General features: G+C 63.2%; 15 protein-coding genes. 11 read left to right on the top strand and 4 right to left on the bottom strand.

The features are described from left to right. Positions 1–91: 91 nt before the first annotated feature. Positions 92–445, bottom strand: coding sequence for a hypothetical protein (locus AT984_RS23980; RefSeq protein WP_058720403.1), 354 nt, complete (start codon positions 443–445; stop codon positions 92–94). Between the two features lie 12 nt (positions 446–457). Further along, a complete protein-coding gene (locus tag AT984_RS12665) occupies positions 458–1,300 on the bottom strand; it encodes a 2OG-Fe(II) oxygenase family protein (protein ID WP_058720402.1) in 843 nt (280 codons plus the stop codon). Between the two features lie 464 nt (positions 1,301–1,764). On the opposite strand from AT984_RS12665, the gene AT984_RS12660 reads away from it, so the two are divergent. The 6 genes from AT984_RS12660 to AT984_RS12635 all read left to right on the top strand — a co-directional run bounded on the left by AT984_RS12660 (position 1,765) and on the right by AT984_RS12635 (position 9,717). Beyond that, positions 1,765–4,620 (top strand): 2-oxoglutarate dehydrogenase E1 component, encoded by a 2,856-nt coding sequence (locus AT984_RS12660; RefSeq protein WP_058720401.1) that lies wholly within the window; start codon positions 1,765–1,767, stop codon positions 4,618–4,620. Between the two features lie 100 nt (positions 4,621–4,720). Next, positions 4,721–5,977 (top strand): 2-oxoglutarate dehydrogenase complex dihydrolipoyllysine-residue succinyltransferase, encoded by a 1,257-nt coding sequence (gene odhB, locus AT984_RS12655; RefSeq protein ID WP_058720400.1) that lies wholly within the window; start codon positions 4,721–4,723, stop codon positions 5,975–5,977. Positions 5,978–5,993: 16 nt separating this feature from the next. Continuing rightward, positions 5,994–6,323 carry a DMT family transporter gene (locus AT984_RS12650; RefSeq protein ID WP_058720399.1) on the top strand — a complete coding sequence of 110 codons (330 nt, stop codon included), beginning with the start codon at positions 5,994–5,996 and terminating at the stop codon, positions 6,321–6,323. A 22-nt stretch (positions 6,324–6,345) separates the two neighbouring features. Continuing rightward, positions 6,346–7,767, top strand: coding sequence for a dihydrolipoyl dehydrogenase (gene lpdA, locus AT984_RS12645; protein ID WP_058720398.1), 1,422 nt, complete (start codon positions 6,346–6,348; stop codon positions 7,765–7,767). 58 nt (positions 7,768–7,825) lie between these two features. Further along, on the top strand, positions 7,826–8,926 hold the full coding sequence (gene zapE, locus AT984_RS12640) for a cell division protein ZapE (protein WP_058720397.1): 1,101 nt from the start codon (positions 7,826–7,828) through the stop codon (positions 8,924–8,926). Between the two features lie 47 nt (positions 8,927–8,973). Continuing rightward, positions 8,974–9,717: a hypothetical protein gene (locus AT984_RS12635; RefSeq protein ID WP_058720396.1), complete on the top strand. Its 744-nt coding sequence runs from the start codon at positions 8,974–8,976 to the stop codon at positions 9,715–9,717. Between the two features lie 50 nt (positions 9,718–9,767). On the opposite strand, the gene AT984_RS12630 is transcribed toward AT984_RS12635, so the two are convergent. Next, positions 9,768–10,535: a PP2C family protein-serine/threonine phosphatase gene (locus tag AT984_RS12630; protein ID WP_058722300.1), complete on the bottom strand. Its 768-nt coding sequence runs from the start codon at positions 10,533–10,535 to the stop codon at positions 9,768–9,770. A gap of 100 nt (positions 10,536–10,635) precedes the next feature. On the opposite strand from AT984_RS12630, the gene AT984_RS12625 reads away from it, so the two are divergent. Both AT984_RS12625 and AT984_RS12620 read left to right on the top strand, forming a co-directional pair. Then, a complete protein-coding gene (locus tag AT984_RS12625) occupies positions 10,636–10,863 on the top strand; it encodes a YdcH family protein (RefSeq protein ID WP_058720395.1) in 228 nt (75 codons plus the stop codon). Further along, positions 10,850–12,913, top strand: coding sequence for an ATP-dependent DNA helicase (locus AT984_RS12620; protein WP_082679997.1), 2,064 nt, complete (start codon positions 10,850–10,852; stop codon positions 12,911–12,913). Before AT984_RS12625 ends, AT984_RS12620 begins: the two co-directional genes overlap by 14 nt. A gap of 94 nt (positions 12,914–13,007) precedes the next feature. Here the strand turns inward: AT984_RS12620 and AT984_RS12615 are convergent, their stop codons facing one another. Next, positions 13,008–13,808 carry an outer membrane protein assembly factor BamD gene (locus AT984_RS12615; RefSeq protein WP_058720394.1) on the bottom strand — a complete coding sequence of 267 codons (801 nt, stop codon included), beginning with the start codon at positions 13,806–13,808 and terminating at the stop codon, positions 13,008–13,010. 125 nt (positions 13,809–13,933) lie between these two features. Between AT984_RS12615 and AT984_RS12610 the strand changes: the two genes are divergently transcribed. The 3 genes from AT984_RS12610 (at position 13,934) to AT984_RS12600 (ending at position 18,209) form a co-directional block, all read left to right on the top strand. After that, entirely contained in the window at positions 13,934–14,962 is a 1,029-nt protein-coding gene (locus tag AT984_RS12610) for an RluA family pseudouridine synthase (RefSeq protein WP_082679996.1), read from the top strand. Positions 14,963–15,213: 251 nt separating this feature from the next. After that, complete coding sequence (gene scpB / locus AT984_RS12605) at positions 15,214–15,963, top strand: SMC-Scp complex subunit ScpB (RefSeq protein ID WP_058720393.1); 750 nt, start codon at positions 15,214–15,216, stop codon at positions 15,961–15,963. Next, positions 15,960–18,209: a pseudouridine synthase gene (locus tag AT984_RS12600; protein WP_058720392.1), complete on the top strand. Its 2,250-nt coding sequence runs from the start codon at positions 15,960–15,962 to the stop codon at positions 18,207–18,209. The genes scpB and AT984_RS12600 overlap by 4 nt, the downstream gene beginning before the upstream one ends. The last annotated feature ends 109 nt before the right edge of the window (positions 18,210–18,318 follow it).

Genomic DNA, 18,318 nt, shown 5'->3' with positions numbered 1-18,318 from the left:
CGGGGGTGCCGCGATGCTAGCCCTGGCCGCCAGCGGATTGGCTAGAGGATTGCCCGCAGTGCTCGCCTCGTCTGGGCGCTCTGCGGCAGCCTCAGTCTTTGCTGCGCTCAGCGGCGGGTTCGGCCTGCAAGTCGGCATCGCAGCCAATGCCGGCGGCAATCCAGCGCCGGCTGCGCCGCGCCAGCCAGGGCGCTAGGTGGCGGTCCAGCCAGCCTTGTGGGCGCCAGCCCAACACCTCGCCGGGGGCGAGCAACATGCCGCAGACATAGCGGCTTGATTCATCTGACCAACGCAAAGCGTCGCAAGCGCCGTGCCTGCGCCGGCTCACCAGCATGCCGATGGGGCAGGGCTCACTTAAACAGCACAGGCCACAACCATTGCAGGCGTCACCGAGGGCCGGCTTGGGCGGCGCCTCGGGGTAGATGTGGATGACGGCGTGGCCCAGCGGCGCCCTCGCTTAAGTCTTGACGCCCAATTCGCGCAGGCGCTCTTGCAGATAGCTGTGGGCCGTGTGGCGGTCCGACAGCACCACTTCGTTGCGCGGGTGCAGAAACAGCGGCAGGGAAACGCGGCTGCGGGTGGCGCCCTCGCCGGTCGGGTTCACCACCCGGTGCTGGGTGCTGGGGTAATAGCCTTGCGAGGCTTCTTCCAGCATGTCGCCGATATTTATGATCAGCATGCCGAAGTCGCAGGGCACGTCAAACCAGGCGCCGTCCATGTTTTGCACCTGTAGGCCAGGCTCGTTGGCGGCCGGCAAGATGGTCAGCAAGTTGATATCGCCGTGCGCGGCGGCGCGCAGGGCGCCGGCCGGCTCTTGGCCGGTCAGCGGCGGGTAGCGCAGCACCCGCAGCAGGGTTTGCTGGCTGCCCTCAATCATCTGGGAGAGCGGCTCGCGGTAATGCTTGGCAATTTCGGGCGGGGTGTAGCGCTCGACCCAGCTCAGCAACTCGCCGGCCAGGGCGTTGGCCTCGCTGTAATACTGCAGCGCATCGGCTTTGAGGCTGTCCGGAATGCGGCCCCAGGGGTAGATGTGGAAGTATTCCTTGATGTCCTTCAGGCTGCTGCCCTTGGCTGTCTCGGAGATCTCGGTGGAGAAGTAGCCGTCTTGCTTTTCCTTGGAGAAGGGGAAGGCCAGTTTCTCGTCGCCATTGAAAAAGTTCAGCCAATCGGCGTAGATCCTTTCCACCAGGGTCTGCTGAATGGGGTGATTGACCAGCACCCCGAAACCCGTGTCGTGCAGCGATTGGGTGAATTTCTGGGCGGCATCGGGGGCGCGGTAATCAACGACTTGAACTTGCATCAGGCTTCCTGCGGCTGGAGAGAATCAGGCGGCGAGTTTAGGGTATCCCTGCCGGCTTGGCGGCGGGCAAACCCGCTGAGGCGGCAGGCCTGAGCCGCTTGTCAGAAGTGGCCGGGCGATCAGCGGCCATCAGCGCCGCGATGCGCTCGGGGCGCCCCTCGCACATTGGCATAGGTCAAGACAATTACCTCAATCTGACAGCGGAAATTAAGCCCACACGTGGCAGCAAGCGCTTCAGAATAGCGCTCTCGGGTCCGATATGGGCTCAGGTCTGCGTAGAGTCGCGTATGCCGCAATATGTCAACAGTGCTAAAGTGCCAGTTGTTTTTAAGACTTAGGTCCTTCCCGTCCCCTTTTCTGGCAACAGCGAAGGCGGGTCGCAATCCGCCAACCGGTCGAGCCGTGTCGCGGAAGGTTTCTCAACCAGCCAATGCCCTGGAAGCCGGGGTTAGAGGTGAGCGAAGATGATGCAGCAACACAGGTCAAATTCATACCTGTTCGGGGGCAATGCCCCTTACGTCGAAGAGATGTACGAGGCCTACCTCGACAACCCGGGTTCCGTGCCCGATAACTGGCGTTCGTATTTCGACGCGCTCCAGCATGTGCCGGCCACCGACGGTGGTGACGGTCGCGACGTGGCTCATGCCCCGGTGATCGAATCCTTTGCCCAGCGCGCCAAGGCCAATGCCTTTGCGAACAAGGCCTCCAGCGCCGATCTGGCCGTGGCCCGCAAGCAAGTGCATGTGCAAAGCTTGATCGCGGCTTACCGCTTCCTGGGCAATCGCTGGGCCGAGCTGGACCCGCTCAAGCGCGCTGAACGCCCCAAGATTCCTGAACTCGATCCCTCGTTCTACGACCTGACCGAGTCCGATATGGACATCAGCTTCTCGGCCGCCAACACCTATTTCGGTGGCGAGACGATGAGCTTGCGTCAAATCGTCCAAGCACTGCGCGAAACCTATTGCAGCTCGGTCGGTTCCGAGTTCATGCACTGCACCGACCCCGGCGAAAAGCGCTGGTGGCAAGAGCGCCTGGAAAAGGCCCGCGGCAAGCCCACCTTCACAGCCGAAGAAAAGCGCCACATCCTCGACCGCCTGACCGCGGCCGAAGGCCTGGAACGCTATCTGCACACTAAATACGTCGGCCAGAAGCGCTTCTCGCTGGAAGGTGGTGAGAGCTTCATCGCCGCCATGGACGAGCTGATCCAGCGCGCCGGCCAACGCGGCGTGCAAGAAATCGTCATCGGCATGGCCCACCGCGGCCGCCTGAACGTGCTGGTCAACACCCTGGGCAAGATGCCTGCCGACCTGTTCGCTGAGTTCGAACACAAGGCTGCCGAAGATCTGCCGGCCGGTGACGTCAAGTACCACCAAGGCTTCAGCTCCGACGTGTCGACCAAGGGTGGCCCGGTTCACCTGTCGCTGTCCTTCAACCCTTCGCACCTGGAAATCGTCAACCCGGTGGTCGAGGGCAGCGTGCGCGCTCGTCAAGAGCGCCGCGGTGACAAGATCGGTAGCCAAGTGCTGCCCGTGCTGGTGCACGGCGACGCCGCCTTCGGTGGCCAGGGTGTGGTGCAGGAAACCCTGTGCATGGCCCAAACCCGTGGCTACGGCACCGGCGGCACGGTGCATATCGTCATCAACAACCAGATCGGTTTCACCACCAGCGATCCGCGCGATCTGCGCTCCACCGCTTATTGCTCGGACGTCGTCAAGATGATCGAAGCGCCGGTGCTGCACGTCAACGGTGATGATCCAGAAGCGGTGGTGTGGGCCATGCAACTGGCCATGGACTACCGCGCCGAGTTCCGCAAGGACGTGGTGCTGGACATCGTCTGCTTCCGCAAGCTGGGCCACAACGAGCAGGACACCCCCTCGCTGACCCAGCCGCTGATGTACAAGAAGATTGCGGCTCACCCTGGCACCCGCAAGGTCTACGCCGACAAGCTGGCCGCGCAAAACGTGGTGGACGCCGCCGGTGCCGATCAGATGATCAAGGCCTACCGCGCCGCCATGGACGAAGGCCGTCACACGGTCGACCCGGTGCTGACCAACTTCAAGAGCAAGTACGCCACCGACTGGTCGCCCTTCCTCGGCAAGAAGTGGACCGACAGCTGCGACACCGCGCTGCCTGTCTCCGAGTGGAAGCGTTTGGCTGACAAACTGACCACGCTGCCCAAGGATCTGGTGGCCCACAATTTGGTGCAAAAGCTCTACGCGGACCGCGCTGCGATGGGCCGTGGCGAGATCAATGTGGACTGGGGCATGGGTGAGAGCATGGCTTTCGCCTCGCTGGTGGCCAGCGGCTATCCGATCCGCCTGTCGGGCGAAGATGCGGGCCGCGGTACCTTCACCCACCGTCACGCCGTCATTCACGATCAGAACCGGACCAACTGGGACGAAGGCGCCTACATTCCGCTGCAGAACGTGGCCGAAGGTCAGGTTCCTTTCGTGGTCATCGACTCCATCCTGAGCGAAGAGGCGGTTTTGGGCTTCGAGTACGGCTATGCCGCTGCCGAACCCAATACGCTGACGATCTGGGAAGCCCAGTTCGGCGACTTCGTCAACGGCGCCCAAGTGGTGATCGACCAGTTCATCGCTTCTGGCGAAGTGAAGTGGGGCCGCTCCAACGGCTTGGTGATGATGTTGCCGCACGGCTATGAAGGCCAAGGCCCTGAGCACAGCTCGGCGCGCCTGGAGCGCTTCATGCAGCTGGCCGCTGACAACAATATGCAGATCGTGCAGCCCACCACGGCTAGCCAGATCTTCCACGTCCTGCGTCGTCAGATGCTGCGCATGTTCCGCAAGCCTTTGGTCATCATGACGCCCAAGAGCCTGCTGCGTGCCAAGGATGCGACCTCCACGCTGACCGAGTTCACCAAGGGTGAGTTCCGCACCGTCATCGGTGAGCAGGATGCTGCGATCAGCGCCGACAAGGTCAAGCGCGTGGTCGTTTGCTCGGGCAAGGTCTATTACGACCTGGTGCGCAAGCGCGAGGAGAAGAAGGCCAGCGACGTGGCCATCATCCGCGTCGAGCAGCTGTATCCCTTCCCGCACAAGGCTTTCGCCGCCGAGATCAAGAAGTATCCCGGTGCGACCGAGCTGGTGTGGTGCCAGGACGAGCCGCAAAACCAAGGCGCTTGGTTCTTCGTTCAGCACTATGTGCATGAAAACATGAACGAAGGTCAGAAGCTGGGCTACGCGGGTCGCCCCGCCTCGGCTTCGCCGGCTTGCGGCTATGCCCACCTGCACCAGGAGCAACAGAAGTCGCTGCTGGACCAGGCTTTCGGCAAGCTCAAGGGCTTCATCCTCACCAAGTAAGAGCAGGGCGGCGCTGGATGGCGCCGCTTTGTTCTCGGTCGTTTGATCGTTTGGCGTTTGGCCCGATCAGCACTCCGAACAAATAGAAAGTTAGAACATCATGGCAATCATCGAAGTCAAAGTCCCCCAGCTGTCTGAATCTGTGTCCGAAGGCACGCTGCTGACCTGGAAGAAAAAACCCGGCGAAGCCGTGGCCATTGACGAGATCCTGGTTGAAATCGAGACCGACAAGGTCGTGCTGGAAGTGCCCGCGCCGAGCGCCGGCGTGATGGCCCAGATCGTCAAGAACGACGGCGAAAGCGTCGCCAGCGAAGAAGTCATCGCCCGCATCGACACCGAAGGCACGGCCCAGGCCAGCCCGCTGGAAGTCAAGGCTGTCGCAGCCGCCGCGCCGGCTGCCGCTGCAGCAGCTGCACCCGTTGCTGGTGGCAAGGGCGATGTCGCCATGCCTGCTGCCGCCAAGATCCTGGCTGAAAAGGGCTTGTCCGCCACCGACGTGGCTGGTTCCGGCAAAGACGGCCGTGTCACCAAGGGCGACGCCCTGGCCGCTGGCGCCAAGCCGGCTGCTGTGCCCGCACCGGTGGCCGTGGCTGCTGCACCCTCGGTTGCCAAGCCTCTGCCTGCTGTGGCCGCACCTGCCGCCATGAACTTGGGCGACCGCCCCGAGCAGCGCGTGCCCATGACCCGTCTGCGCGCCCGCGTTGCCGAGCGTCTGCTGCAATCGCAAGCCACCAACGCCATCCTGACCACGTTCAATGAAGTGAACATGGCCCCGGTGATGGAAATGCGCAAGAAGTTCCAGGAAAAGTTCGAGAAGGAACACGGCGTCAAGCTGGGCTTCATGAGCTTCTTCGTCAAGGCCGCGGTTGCCGCCCTGAAGAAGTACCCGGTGCTGAACGCTTCGGTTGACGGCAATGACATCGTCTACCACGGCTACTTCGACATCGGTATCGCCGTCGGTTCGCCGCGCGGCCTGGTGGTGCCCATCATCCGCAATGCCGACCAGCTGAGCTTTGCCGACATTGAGAAGAAGATCGCCGAATTCGGCCAAAAGGCCAAGGAAGGCAAGATCTCGCTGGACGACCTGACCGGCGGCACCTTCTCCATCTCCAACGGCGGCACCTTCGGCTCCATGCTGTCGACCCCCATCATCAACCCGCCTCAGTCGGCCATCCTGGGCGTGCACGCGACCAAGGACCGCGCCGTCGTCGAGAACGGCCAAGTGGTGGTGCGCCCGATCAACTATCTGGCCATGTCCTATGACCACCGCATCATCGACGGCCGCGAAGCCGTGCTGGGTCTGGTGACCATGAAGGAAGCGCTGGAAGATCCGGCTCGCCTGCTGTTCGACATCTAAACCTGTCGACGGCGCAATGACTCAAACCACGGCCTGGGTTTATCTGCTGCTGGCCGGTGTCTGTGAGATCGGCTGGCCCCTGGGCTTCAAGCTGTCTCAGCAAGCGGAGTACCGGATCAGCGGCATCGTGGCCGCCGTGGTGTCCATGGGTTTGAGTGGTTGGCTACTCTGGATGGCGCAGCGTGAGATTCCCATCGGCACGGCCTATGCCGTGTGGACGGGCATCGGCGGCGCCGGCACTTTTTTGATCGGGGTGATGTTCTTTGGCGATGCCGCCACGCTGTGGAGATTCCTCGGTGTGGCGATGATCGTCGGCGGCGTTATCACCCTCAAGCTCGCCCACTGAAGCGTGGGTGCAGGAGCATTTGATGAGCACAAAACAATTTGACGTCGTCGTGATCGGCGGCGGCCCTGGCGGTTATATCGCCGCCATCCGCGCGGCCCAGCTGGGCTTCAACGCCGCTTGTATCGACGAGTGGAAAAACGACAAGGGCGGCCCCGCACCGGGCGGCACCTGCACCAACGTGGGCTGCATTCCTTCCAAGGCGCTGCTGCAATCGTCGGAGCATTTCGAGCACGCCAACCACCACTTTGCCGACCACGGCATCTCGGCCGACAACATCAAGATGGATGTGGCCAAGATGATCGGCCGCAAAGACATGGTGGTGAAGCAGAACAATGACGGCATCTTGTACCTGTTCAAGAAGAACAAGGTCAGCTTCTTCCACGGCCGCGGCTCCTTTGTCGCAGCCAAGGATGGCCTGTACGAGATCAAGGCCGGCGAGGAAGTGATCCTGGCCAAGCACGTGATTCTGGCTACCGGCTCGAATGCCCGCCAACTGCCCGGCGCTGCGTTCGATGAAGAGAACATCCTCAGCAACGACGGCGCACTGCGCATCGGCGCTGTGCCTAAGAAGCTGGGCGTGATCGGCTCCGGCGTGATCGGCCTGGAAATGGGTTCGGTCTGGCGCCGCCTGGGCGCGGAAGTGACCGTGCTGGAAGGTCTGCCGACATTCCTGGGCGCTGTCGACGAGTCCGTGGCCAAGGAAGCCGCCAAGCTGTTCAAGAAGCAAGGCCTGAAGATCGAGCTGGGCGTCAAGATCGGTGAAGTCAAGTCCGCCAAGGACGGCGTCACTGTGGCCTACACCGACGCCAAGGGCGCTGCGCAGACCCTGGCCGTGGACAAGCTCATCATCTCCATCGGCCGCGTGCCCAACACCATCGGTTTGAATTCCGAAGCGGTTGGCCTGAAGCTGGACGAGCGCGGTGCCATCGAAGTGGACGGCGACTGCAAGACCAATCTGCCCAATGTCTGGGCGGTGGGCGATGTGGTGCGTGGCCCGATGCTGGCGCACAAGGCCGAGGAAGAAGGCGTTGCCGTGGCCGAGCGCATTGCCGGTCAACATGGCCATGTCAACTTCAACACCATCCCTTGGGTGATCTACACCAGCCCCGAGATCGCCTGGGTCGGCCGCACCGAGCAGCAACTCAAGGCCGACGGCGTTGAGTACAAGGCCGGTCAGTTCCCCTTCCTGGCCAACGGCCGCGCACGTGCCCTGGGTGATACCAATGGCTTCGTCAAGTTCCTGGCTGACGCCAAGACCGACGAAATCCTGGGCGTGCACATCATCGGCCCGATGGCCTCGGAGCTGATCTCCGAAGCCGTGGTGGCGATGGAGTTCAAGGCCTCGGCCGAAGACATCGCCCGCATCTGCCATGCTCACCCGAGCCTGAGCGAAGCCACCAAGGAAGCGGCCCTGGCCGTGGACAAGCGCACGCTCAATTTCTGATGCTGATCTGAGCAGAACAAGGGGCGACCGTGGTCGCCCTTTTTTGTTGGAATCCTGAATGACCTCCGTCACCGAGCTTTACCAGCTGACCCTGCAAGAACGCGGCTACACCGCTGACCCGGCCCAGCTGCGCGCCGTCGCAGCCCTGCAGCGCTGCCAAGACGAATGGGCCGACTACAAAGCCCGCCGCAGCAATGCCGTTACCAAGCTGCTGCGCCACCCACCGCTGCCGCGCGGCGTGTATATGTTCGGCGGCGTGGGTCGGGGCAAGAGCTTTCTGATGGACTGCTTCTTCCAGGCCGTGCCGCTGACCCGCAAGACCCGTCTGCATTTCCATGAATTCATGCGCGAAGTGCACCGCGAGTTGCAGGAACTCAAAGGCATTCCGGATCCTTTGGAAGAGTTGGGTAAGCGCATTGCCAAACGCTTTCGCCTGATTTGCTTTGACGAGTTCCATGTGTCGGATGTGACCGATGCGATGATTCTTCATCGCTTGCTGGACGCGATGTTCCGCAACCGCGTCTCCATCGTCACGACCTCCAACTTCCGGCCCGACGACCTCTATCCCAATGGCTTGCACCGGGATCGCATCTTGCCGGCCATCGCGCTCTTGAATGAGAAGCTTGAGGTCATCAATGTGGACAACGGCTTCGACTACCGGCGCCGCACGCTGGATCATGTGGAGCTGTATCACATGCCCTTGGGCGAGGCCGCCGATGCGGCGTTGACCCGTGCCTTCGAGGCCCTCGCTGAGGCCAAAGAAGAGAGCCCGTTGCTGCGCATCGAGCATCGCGAGCTCCGTGCGCGCCGGCGAGCCGGCGGCGTGGTCTGGTTTGATTTCAATGCCTTGTGTGGCGGGCCGCGATCGCAAAACGATTATCTGGAATTGGCGAGCCAGTTCCATACCTTGATTCTGTCCAATGTGCCCGAGATGCCGCCGCGCTTGAGTAGCGAGGCGCGCCGTTTCACTTGGCTGATCGACGTGCTGTACGACCGCCGCGTCAAGCTGTTCATCTCTGCCGCCGTGGCCGCCGAAGCGCTGTATACCGAAGGCCCCTTGGCGCATGAGTTCCCGCGCACCGTCTCGCGGCTGCAAGAGATGCAGTCGTCGGAGTATTTGTCGCTGGAGCGGCGTGATGTGGATACCTCGCTCACCTGAGCCGGATCGGTGGCTGAATGTGTGCGGACCAGAAAGCGGATGCGGCAATGCTTGAGTTCAAGATGATGCAGCCCTGGGCTGGGGCCCTGTTGCGCGCCTTGCCGCTGGCCCTGTTGTCCGCAGCGGCGGCCTCGGCCGGGCTGAGCAATGGCATGGGTGCAGATGCCGAGCGAGCCGCCTTGCAGCGCCAAAGCGCGGCCATCGAAGCGCAGTTCAACAAAGACAGCGAAGCCTGCCAGTCGCGCTTCATGGTTACGGCCTGCCTGGATCAGGCGCGCCAGCGCCGGGAGCAGGCCTTGCGGCCGCTGCAGCAGCGTCTTGACGCTTTGTCCTTGGCCGAGCGCCGCGCCCGCGCCGAGGCGCAGCGCGAGGCTGTGCAGGCCCGCCAGCGTGAGTTTGAAAGCAGGGAGGGGCAGCGCCGCACCGAAGCCTTGCTGCGTGCGCCCAGCGCGGATGCTGCAAACCAGCCCCTGCGTGATTTGCGTGCGCCGCGCGCGCCGCTCATGGACCGACGCGAGCGTGAAGACACCAAGGCCACTCAGCAAACACGCGCCGAGCAAGAGGCTGCCAAGCGCGCCGAGCAATCGCAAAAGCGCCTGCAGCAGATGCAAGCGCATCAAGCTGAAGCGCAGCGCCGCAATGAAGAGCGGCTAAAAAAACAGGCCGAAAGCGGCAAGCCTGCGCCGGTCAGCTTGCCTGTGCCGCCCGCAGCGCAGTTGCCGGCTCGGGTGCAAGCGCCGCTTGCTGCATCGGCACCCGCCTCAGCATCATCGAGCGCGCCAAAGCGCTGAGCTTGTAGGCTGTTTTCGAGTACTGGTGATTGGGCCCCGCAGGCCCAAACTCAAATGAGCGCTTCGACCCGAATAATGGCCAGCGACAGATTGTCGCCCGTGCCACGGGCACGTTGGCGTGCCTTGGCGATCAAGGCCTCGGCTGCTTCCCGGGGTGGCAGCTGTTTGAGCGTATTGCCCAGTTCGGTCTGGCTGAAGTAGTGCCAGAGTCCGTCGGTGCAGCACATCAAGGTGTCGCCAATTTCCAGGCTGTCGATGCGGCTGAGTTGGGTTGCTGGCTCAGCCACCGTGCCCAGGCAGGCGGTCAGCAGATTCGATTGCGGATGGCTTTGCGCTTCCAGTTCGCTGATCTCACCCTCGTCCACCAGGCGTTGCACATAGGAATGGTCGAGCGTGCGCTTGATCATCTCGGCGCCGCGGAAGAGGTAAATGCGTGAGTCACCCGAATGCACCCAGTAGCAGCGCCGGTCGCTATTGATCAGGAAGGCGGCCACAGTGCTGTGCGGTTCTTCCTCGGCCGACAAAGCGGTCAGCTTGATCATCAGATGGGCCTCGGACACCAGTTGCTGCAGCAAGTCTTCGGCTGATTCTTCTTCGGGCACAAAGCGCTCAAACAATTGTTGTGCGGTCAGCAACACCTGATCGGCGGCCTTGCGCCCGCCGCTTTTGCCGCCCATGCCGTCGGCCACGACGGCCAGCACGCAGCCGCTGTATCGGGGGTGGGAGATGACGCCAACCTGATCTTGCTGGTAAGTTCTGTCACCGCGATGGGTGCCGGTGGCGGCAGCAAGGCGAAAGCCTGGGAGGATGCGAGTCATGGCCAAAACTATAATCCCTAGCCCGGTAGATATTGCCCTGGAATGAGCGAATATCCGCCTTCTCTTTTGAAGCCCAAGACTGCGAGTTTGCACCGAGCCCATGGATGAAGAACTGCACTCGCTGTCGCGCCGCCTGATTGAGCTGCGCATGGAGCATGCCGATCTGGATTTGCTGATCGACCGACTCACCCTGGATGAAGCGCAGGCCAAGAGCCAGGGCCTGGCCTCGGACGAACTGAGCTTGCGTCGCCTGAAAAAGCGCCGCCTGGCGCTGCGCGATCTGATTGCTAAGCTGGAACTGGAAAGCGACCCTGATGAACGGGCCTGAGCAGGTGTTGGGCGAGCCTGCTGAGGACTTGGCGATTCCTGAAGTCGACGATCAGTCTCCTTCCGAGTTGGAGCAGTGGGTGGCCGCGGCCTTTGCCCCGGGTGGCCCGATCTCCCAGGCGGACCCCGGCTACTCCCCACGCGAGCAGCAATTGCAAATGAGCCAGGCGGTGGCGCGCGCCATTGCCCGCCGCGAGACCTTGGTGGTCGAGGCTGGCACGGGGGTGGGCAAGACCTTTGCCTATCTGGTGCCGGCGCTGTTGTCGGGTGGCCGTGCCTTGATCAGCACCGCGACCAAGAATCTGCAAGACCAGCTTTTCATGCGCGACTTACCGCGCCTGTGCAAGGCCTTGCAAACACCGGTGCGAATCGCGCTGCTGAAAGGGCGCGGTAGCTATCTGTGTACCCACCGCATGCAACATGCCCGCCACAGCGAGGAGCTGACCGACAGGCGCGCCGTGCTGGCCCTGGCGCGCATCGAGCGTTGGGCGCTGCAAACGCAAAGCGGGGATCTGGCTGAATTGGACGGGCTGGATGAGCGCTCCTCGGTGATCCCGCTGGTGACTTCCTCGCGAGACAACTGCCTGGGCTCCGATTGCCCGGAGTACCGCGCCTGCCATGTGGTCAAGGCGCGCCGCGAGGCCATGGAGGCCGATGTGGTGGTGGTCAACCACCATCTCTTCTTCGCCGACATGACGCTGCGCGACAGCGGGGTGGCCGAGTTGCTGCCCAGTGTTGATCTGGCCGTCTTCGACGAGGCCCATCAGCTGGCCGAAGCGGGCGTGCAGTTTCTGGGTATGCAGTTGGGCAGTGCGCAGCTGCTGGACTTCGGCCGCGATGTGCTGGGCTTGGGCCTGGCGCAGGCGCGTGGCCTGCAGGATTGGCAGGGCTTGCAAGCGCGCCTGGAAAAGGCGGCGCGCGAACTGCGCTTAGTCAGTGCCGGGCCTCTGGCCAGTGCAGGCCGCGAGGTGCGCGGCATGATCAAGCTGGCCTGGAAAGAGCGCGCTGGTACGCCGGCTTTTGCGGCGGCTTTGGATGAGGTGGCGGAGGTGGCCGAGTTGGCGGTGGACTTGCTGGCTACGGTGGCCGAGACCTCGCCCGATTTTGTGCGCTTGCATGAGCGCGCCCAGCAATTGCTCAAGCTGGCGCAGGTTTTTGCGCAGGAGCCCGAGCCGGCCGACGTGCGCTGGATCGACCTCAGCCCGCATCAGGCGCGCTTGATCGAGTCGCCGCTGGACATCCGCGAAGCCATGCAAGAGCAACTGGGCGCTGCGCCCAAAGCCTGGGTGTTCACCTCGGCCACCTTGGGTGATGACGAGCGCCTGACTTGGTTCACCGAGCCGGCGGGTCTGGATGATGCGCGGATCTTGCGCGTCGGCAGCCCCTTCAACTATGCCGAGAATGCGCGGCTCTACATCCCGCGCAATTTCCCCAAGCCCAACGAGGCCGCACACCCGCAGGAAGTGGCTGCGCTGGCGGCACGCTGCGCCCGCGCCTTGGGTGGTCGTACCTTTGTGCTAACGACGACATTGCGCGCACTGCAAACCATTGGCGACAGCCTGCGCTGGGACTTTGAGCAGGCGGGTGATGACATCATGGTGCTGCAGCAAGGTGTGGCGCCCAAGCGCATGTTGCTGCAGCAGTTCATGGAGCATCCGCGTGCCGTGCTGGTGGGTTCGGCTAGTTTTTGGGAGGGCATCGACGTGCCGGGCGACAGCCTGCAATGCGTGCTGATCGACAAGCTGCCGTTCCCCCCGCCCAATGACCCGCTGGTGGAGGCGCGGGTGCAGCGCCTGGAGGCTGCGGGCCGCAATGCCTTCGCGCATTACTTCATCGCCGAGGCAGCCATTGCTTTGAAGCAAGGGGGCGGGCGCTTGATTCGCACCGAGCAGGACCGGGGCCTGCTGGTGGTTTGCGACCCCCGCATGGCGGTGATGAACTATGGCCGGCGCCTGCGTGAGGCGCTGCCGCCGATGACCCGCCTGACTGAGGAGGCCGAGGCGCTCGACTGGCTGCAATTGCTGGCCGAGATGCGCGAGGAAGAGCAATAAAAAAACGCGCCGGTCTGGCGCGTTTTGTTGTGTGGTCTGCGCTGGTGCGGCGCAAGCTGGGGTCAGGTCTTGCCCAAGACCCCGGCTGCCGGCATCACCAGACCTTCCACCAGGGCTTGTCTTTACCGGGGTTGAGATAGGCGCTCTTCGGGAAGTTGGTGGCCAGCACGCGCTGGGCGCTGTCGCGCAGCGGCAGCAGGTCTAACTTCTCATAGCTCTTGACCATGATTTGCAGCGCGTGTTCGGCGGCTGGCGCGTACTGGAACTCTTGCACGGCTTGCTGGGCGCGATTGGCGGCCGCCACATAGGCGCCGCGCTCGTAGTAGTAGCGCGCCACATGCACCTCGTAATTGGCCAAGGTGTTGGTGATGAAGTCCACGCGAACGCGGGCATCACTGGCGTACTTCGAGTCGGGGTACTGCTCAACGACTTGGCGGAAAGACAGCAAGGCGTCCCGCGAGGCTTGTTGGTCGCGCTCGGAGATGTCTTGCGCGGCCAGGCGGCCAAACAGGCCTAAGTCTTCGTTGAAGTTGACCAGGCCGCGCATGTACAGCGCGTAGTCCATCGCCGGGCTGGATGGGTTGAGCTTGATGAAGCGATCCAGCGTTGTCACCGCTTGGGCGCGCTCGCCGCTCTTGTGATAAGCCCAGGCCAAATCCAACTGCGCTTGTTGGGCCATGGTGGTGCCAGCGGCGCGGCCTTCGATCTTCTCCAGGGCCTTGATGGCGCGGTCATAACTGCCCGCCATCAGGTCATCTTTGGCCTCTGCGTACAATTTGTTCAGATTGGCCTGCGAATTCGGGTCATCTTTGGGGGCCGAATTACAGGCCGCCAGGGCCAAGGCTACCGTGACAGTCAGCCAGGTCGCGCGGGCCTTTCGCGCAATGCGAGGCATGGCGCGGGGCTTGGCAGCAAGCTCTCCGGTCGGGAGGCTGGCTTGGCGCTTTACACATTTATCGATCATGATCCCTACAGGGCGGTGCATGGCACCCCCTCAGCTGAAGACGGAGCTTTCATTATATGGTTCAGGCCTTGCCTGCAGATTCAACAAACTCACCCGCGCAAGACGATGGTGAGTGGGACGCCGAGCAGAGCGTCGAGCAAGGCATAGAGGTGCGTGAGTCCCTGGTCACCGCCGAATGGCATGCCCAGCGTCTGGATCGCTGGATGGTGCAACTGGCACCGGAGTTTTCCCGCAATCATTTGCAGGGTTTGATCGAGCGCGGCTGCGTCAGCATCAATGGTCAGCCCGCCAATAGCGCGTCGAAAAAATTGCTGGCCGGCCAGTCGGTTCGGGTGGAGTTGCAGCCGACCGAAGAGAGTAAGGCCTTCCGAGCCGAGCCCATGGACCTCAATATCGTTTACGAGGATGCCCATCTTTTGGTGCTCAACAAGGCTGCGGGCATGGTGGTGCACCCGGCCTCAGGCAATTGGTCGGGCACGGTGATGAACGGCTTGCTGGCGCATCACCCGGCGGCGGCGACCCTGCCGCGTGCGGGCATCGTCCACCGACTGGACAAGGACACCAGCGGCTTAATGATGGTCGGCAAGACCTCTGAGGCGGTGACGGCGCTGACGCGCATGATCGCGGCCCGTCAGGTGCACCGCGAGTACGTTGCGCTGGCCTACGGCCGTGTGCCCGAGGCCATGGTCATTGACGTGCCGATCCGCCGTGACTTGATCTCGCGCATCAAGATGGCGGTGCTGGCCACTGGCAAGCCCTCTCGCACCGATGTTTTTGCGCTGGGCGAAGGGCAGGTGGGGGTGCGCAGCGTGGCGGCCGTGCACTGTGTGCTGCACAGCGGCCGCACCCATCAAATTCGGGTGCATCTGGCCTTCAAGGGGCATCCGCTGGTGTCGGATGCGATGTACGGCGGTGTGCCAGCATTGGGTTTGACGCGGCAGGCTTTGCATGCCGCGCGCTTGAGTTTTGCGCATCCCATCACCGGGGCAGCGCTGCAATTTGATGCGGTTTTGCCACAGGATTTGGCATCTGCCTGGGAATTGTTGGGCCTGCCCGAGTTGCAATTGCCGCCGGTGAGCTACTGAGGGCGCTACAATCGGGGCCTGCTGATGCAGTTGAGTGATCGCGCACCAGCCCGCTGCGTGAGCCTTGAGCTTGATTCTTGCTATAGCAAGCTCCGCCCAAGCCACGCATCAATTGCACAAAACCCCGCCCCTGCGGACATTGGTCCTGACGCCTACAAGCTGGTGAGTTGAACCAGCGAGGCGAGTGATCAATGCCTGGGCCAGGAATATCGCAAAACCCCCGTTTGAATCGGGAAAAATGACGAAAGTCAATGAACACACAGGATGCTAAGCGCGTCCTCGAGACCGCGCTCATCTGCGCCCAGCAGCCTTTGACTCTGCGCGAAATGCGCAGCTTGTTTGCCGATGCGATTGGGCCAGATACCTTGCGCAGCGTCTTGGATGAAATCACCCGAGACTGGGAAGGTCGCGGCGTTGAACTGGTGGCCGTGTCTTCGGGTTGGCGTTTTCAAAGCCGGCCGGAGCTGCGTGAGTACCTGGATCGCCTGCATCCCGAAAAGCCTCAGCGTTATTCCCGTGCCGTGATGGAGACCCTGGCCATCATTGCTTACCGGCAACCGGTGACCCGGGGAGATATCGAAGACATCCGGGGTGTGGTGGTGTCGACCCAGATCGTCAAGCAGCTTGAAGATCGCGGCTGGATTGATGTGATTGGTTATCGCGAGGCGCCGGGGCGGCCCGGCCTCTACGCCACCACCAAGCAGTTTTTGGATGATCTGGGCCTCAACAGCCTGGAGCAATTGCCGGAGTTGGAGGCCAGTGGTGCTAGCCCGACCCAGGCCTTGGCTGATGCGGCCGGGCTGCAAGGCCTTTTGATTGATGACATTGCTGAAGCAAACGAAGTAAACCTTCATTCCAGCCCGGATTCATTGTCTGAATCCGAGCTTTCTGAATCTCTTGATTCCTCCTCAGCGCCAGCCCTCAATGACGGCGGCGCGTCCCCTCCGGCGACGCCGGACCCTTTGTCTGACGCCGCCGATAAGGTGCAAACCGACGCATGAATTCCAACGACCAAGAACCCCAAGACACTGCCGCTGCCGGCGCTCCTTCGACCGAAGCTGAAGCCGCGCCCAAGCGCAAGCGCAGCCCGGCCAAGCCCAAGGTGGCTGCCGAAGTCGCAGCGCCCGCCGATGAGGCAGCTGCTGCCGTGAGCAAGCCGCGCGCTGCGCGCAAGACGGCCGTCAAGAAGGCTGAAGGCGCCGCCGCCGATGTGGCTGCAACTGCTGAGCCGGCCGCAGTGCCTGAGGCTGGGGAAGTTGCTGAAGCTGCGCCCAAGCGCCGCGCGCCGCGCAAGACGGTGGCTGCCGCCGCTGACGCGGTGGTGGAAGTTGCTGCTGAGGCGCAAGCTGCTGCATCGGCCGCTGTGACTGAAGTGGCTGAAGTCGCTGAGGTGGCAGCCAAGCCAGCCCGCAGAACTGCCCGCGCCGAAGCTGCGCCGGTGTTCACGCTGGGCCCGGATCAGTCTGCCGCTGAGGGGGGCGTTGCGCAAGCTGCCGCTGGTGATGAGGGGTCTGAGTCTGGTGCTGCTGAGGGCGGCGATGGTGCTGAGAGCATCGAAGGTAGCGAGCGCCGTAGCCGCAATCGCAATCGCCGCCGTGGCCGCAAGGATTTCGCTGAAGGCGAAGAGCGCGCGCCGCGGGCTGCTGTTGAAGTCCAAGCGCCTGCACCTGAAGTGCTGGCAGCCGTGGGTGAGCGTTTTGCCGAAGTGCTGACGGGTGACTTCGACGCCACCGTGGAAGACATCGAATCGGATGAGGCGCAAGACGAAGGCGAGGGCGAAGAGCAGGACAGCAAGCGCGTCCTGGCCCCCGAGCCCGATGCGCCCAAGCTGCAAAAGGTGCTGGCCCAAGCCGGTATCGGCTCGCGCCGCGACATCGAGGACATGATTGCCGACGGCAAGATCGAAGTGAACGGCGAAGTGGCCCATATCGGCCAGCGCATCTCCTTCGGCGACAACGTGCGCGTGGCCGGCAAGCCGATCCGCGTGCGCATTTCGCCGCCGGCGCCGCGCATCCTGGCTTATCACAAGCCGGCCGGCGAAGTGGTGACCTTCAACGACCCGGAAGGTCGCCCGACCGTGTTCCGCCATCTGCCGCGCCTGCAACAAGGCAAGTGGCAGTCGGTGGGCCGTCTGGACATGAATACCGAAGGCTTGCTGCTGTTCACCAACTCCGGTGAGTTGGCTAATCAGCTGATGCACCCGCGCTTCGGCGTGGAGCGTGAGTACGCCGTGCGCGTGCTGGGTACGCTGACGCCTGATCAAAAGGCGCGGCTGCTGGAAGGCGTCGTCATCGAAGGCCAGAAGGCCGCTTTCAAGAGCATTGAAGACGGCGGCGGCGAGGGCGTGAACCATTGGTATCGCGTCGTCATCACCGAAGGTCGCAACCGCGAAGTGCGCAAGCTCTTTGAGGCCGTGGGCTTGGTGGTGAGCCGCCTGATTCGTATCCGCTACGGCACCGTGGTGCTGCCGCGTGGTTTGAAGCGCTGCGTCTGGATCGAGTTGGGCGAAGAGGATGTGAAGATCATCCGCCGCCTGGCTGGTGGCCCGCAGCAAGAGCGTGCTGATCGTGGTGAGCGTCCCGAGCGTGGCGATCGCCCAGAGCGTGGCAACCAGATGCGCAGCGAGCGCCCGCAGCGCGGCAACGATCGCGGTGCGGAACGTGGGCCTGATCGTGGTGCCGAACGTGGCGGCGAACGTGGTGCTGAGCGTGGTGGCGAACGCGCCCCCGAGCGCGGCAATGACCGCAATGCCGACCGTGGCAACAACCGCGGCCGCCGTGCCGATGGTCGTCATGGTGGTGTCGGCCCGCGTCCTTCGCGTCCGGTGGAGCGCAGCGAGCGTCCGCAGGATCGCGGCCCAGAGCGCTTTGCCGAGCGTGGCAATGAGCGGGTGAACGAGCGCGGCGCCGACCGCCAGGACGACGATTTCGACGAGCCGATCCCGCGCAATATCAATCCGCTGGAGCAGACCTTTGATCGCCGCTTCGCGACCAGCAAGGGTCGTGGCATCCCGGCCGGTTTTGGCGCCGGCGGCAGTGCCGCTGACCGCGGCGGCCGTGGTGGCCGCCAAGGGGGTGGCGATGGCCCGCGTCAACCCGATCCGATGCAGACCTCGGTCGGCTATATCGGTGCCGACGCCTTTGTGCGCCGTGGCAACCGGGGCGGCGGTGGTGGTCGTGGCGGCCAAGGTGGCAATAACGGTGGCGGCGGCCGTTCCGGCGGCGGCTACGGCGGCCGTAACCGCTAAAAAAGTCCGGCCCGCAGGGTCGGCAAGGAATGACAGCGTCGCACTGCATGCGGCGTTGTCATCCTCACACAGTACAATCACGGGCTTTGCTAAGCCCCCCGATTTCAGG

The sequence above is a fragment of the Paucibacter sp. KCTC 42545 genome, assembly GCF_001477625.1.
Classification (GTDB): Bacteria; Pseudomonadota; Gammaproteobacteria; order Burkholderiales; family Burkholderiaceae_C; genus Paucibacter_A.
Note: the sequence above shows the minus strand (reverse complement) of the source record. Positions and strands in the feature narration are given on the sequence as shown.

Excerpts from the sequence above, each read along its gene's own strand:
- AT984_RS12650 (WP_058720399.1), top strand. The coding sequence starts at position 5,994 with ATGACTCAAACCACGGCCTGGGTTTATCTGCTGCTGGCCGGTGTCTGT.
- AT984_RS12630 (WP_058722300.1), bottom strand. The coding sequence starts at position 10,535 with ATGACTCGCATCCTCCCAGGCTTTCGCCTTGCTGCCGCCACCGGCACC.
- AT984_RS12625 (WP_058720395.1), top strand. The coding sequence starts at position 10,636 with ATGGATGAAGAACTGCACTCGCTGTCGCGCCGCCTGATTGAGCTGCGC.
- odhB (WP_058720400.1), top strand. The coding sequence starts at position 4,721 with ATGGCAATCATCGAAGTCAAAGTCCCCCAGCTGTCTGAATCTGTGTCC.
- AT984_RS12615 (WP_058720394.1), bottom strand. The coding sequence starts at position 13,808 with ATGCCTCGCATTGCGCGAAAGGCCCGCGCGACCTGGCTGACTGTCACG.
- AT984_RS12610 (WP_082679996.1), top strand. The coding sequence starts at position 13,934 with ATGGTTCAGGCCTTGCCTGCAGATTCAACAAACTCACCCGCGCAAGAC.
- AT984_RS12600 (WP_058720392.1), top strand. The coding sequence starts at position 15,960 with ATGAATTCCAACGACCAAGAACCCCAAGACACTGCCGCTGCCGGCGCT.
- AT984_RS12660 (WP_058720401.1), top strand. The coding sequence starts at position 1,765 with ATGATGCAGCAACACAGGTCAAATTCATACCTGTTCGGGGGCAATGCC.
- zapE (WP_058720397.1), top strand. The coding sequence starts at position 7,826 with ATGACCTCCGTCACCGAGCTTTACCAGCTGACCCTGCAAGAACGCGGC.
- AT984_RS12665 (WP_058720402.1), bottom strand. The coding sequence starts at position 1,300 with ATGCAAGTTCAAGTCGTTGATTACCGCGCCCCCGATGCCGCCCAGAAA.
- AT984_RS12620 (WP_082679997.1), top strand. The coding sequence starts at position 10,850 with ATGAACGGGCCTGAGCAGGTGTTGGGCGAGCCTGCTGAGGACTTGGCG.
- AT984_RS12635 (WP_058720396.1), top strand. The coding sequence starts at position 8,974 with ATGCTTGAGTTCAAGATGATGCAGCCCTGGGCTGGGGCCCTGTTGCGC.
- lpdA (WP_058720398.1), top strand. The coding sequence starts at position 6,346 with ATGAGCACAAAACAATTTGACGTCGTCGTGATCGGCGGCGGCCCTGGC.
- scpB (WP_058720393.1), top strand. The coding sequence starts at position 15,214 with ATGAACACACAGGATGCTAAGCGCGTCCTCGAGACCGCGCTCATCTGC.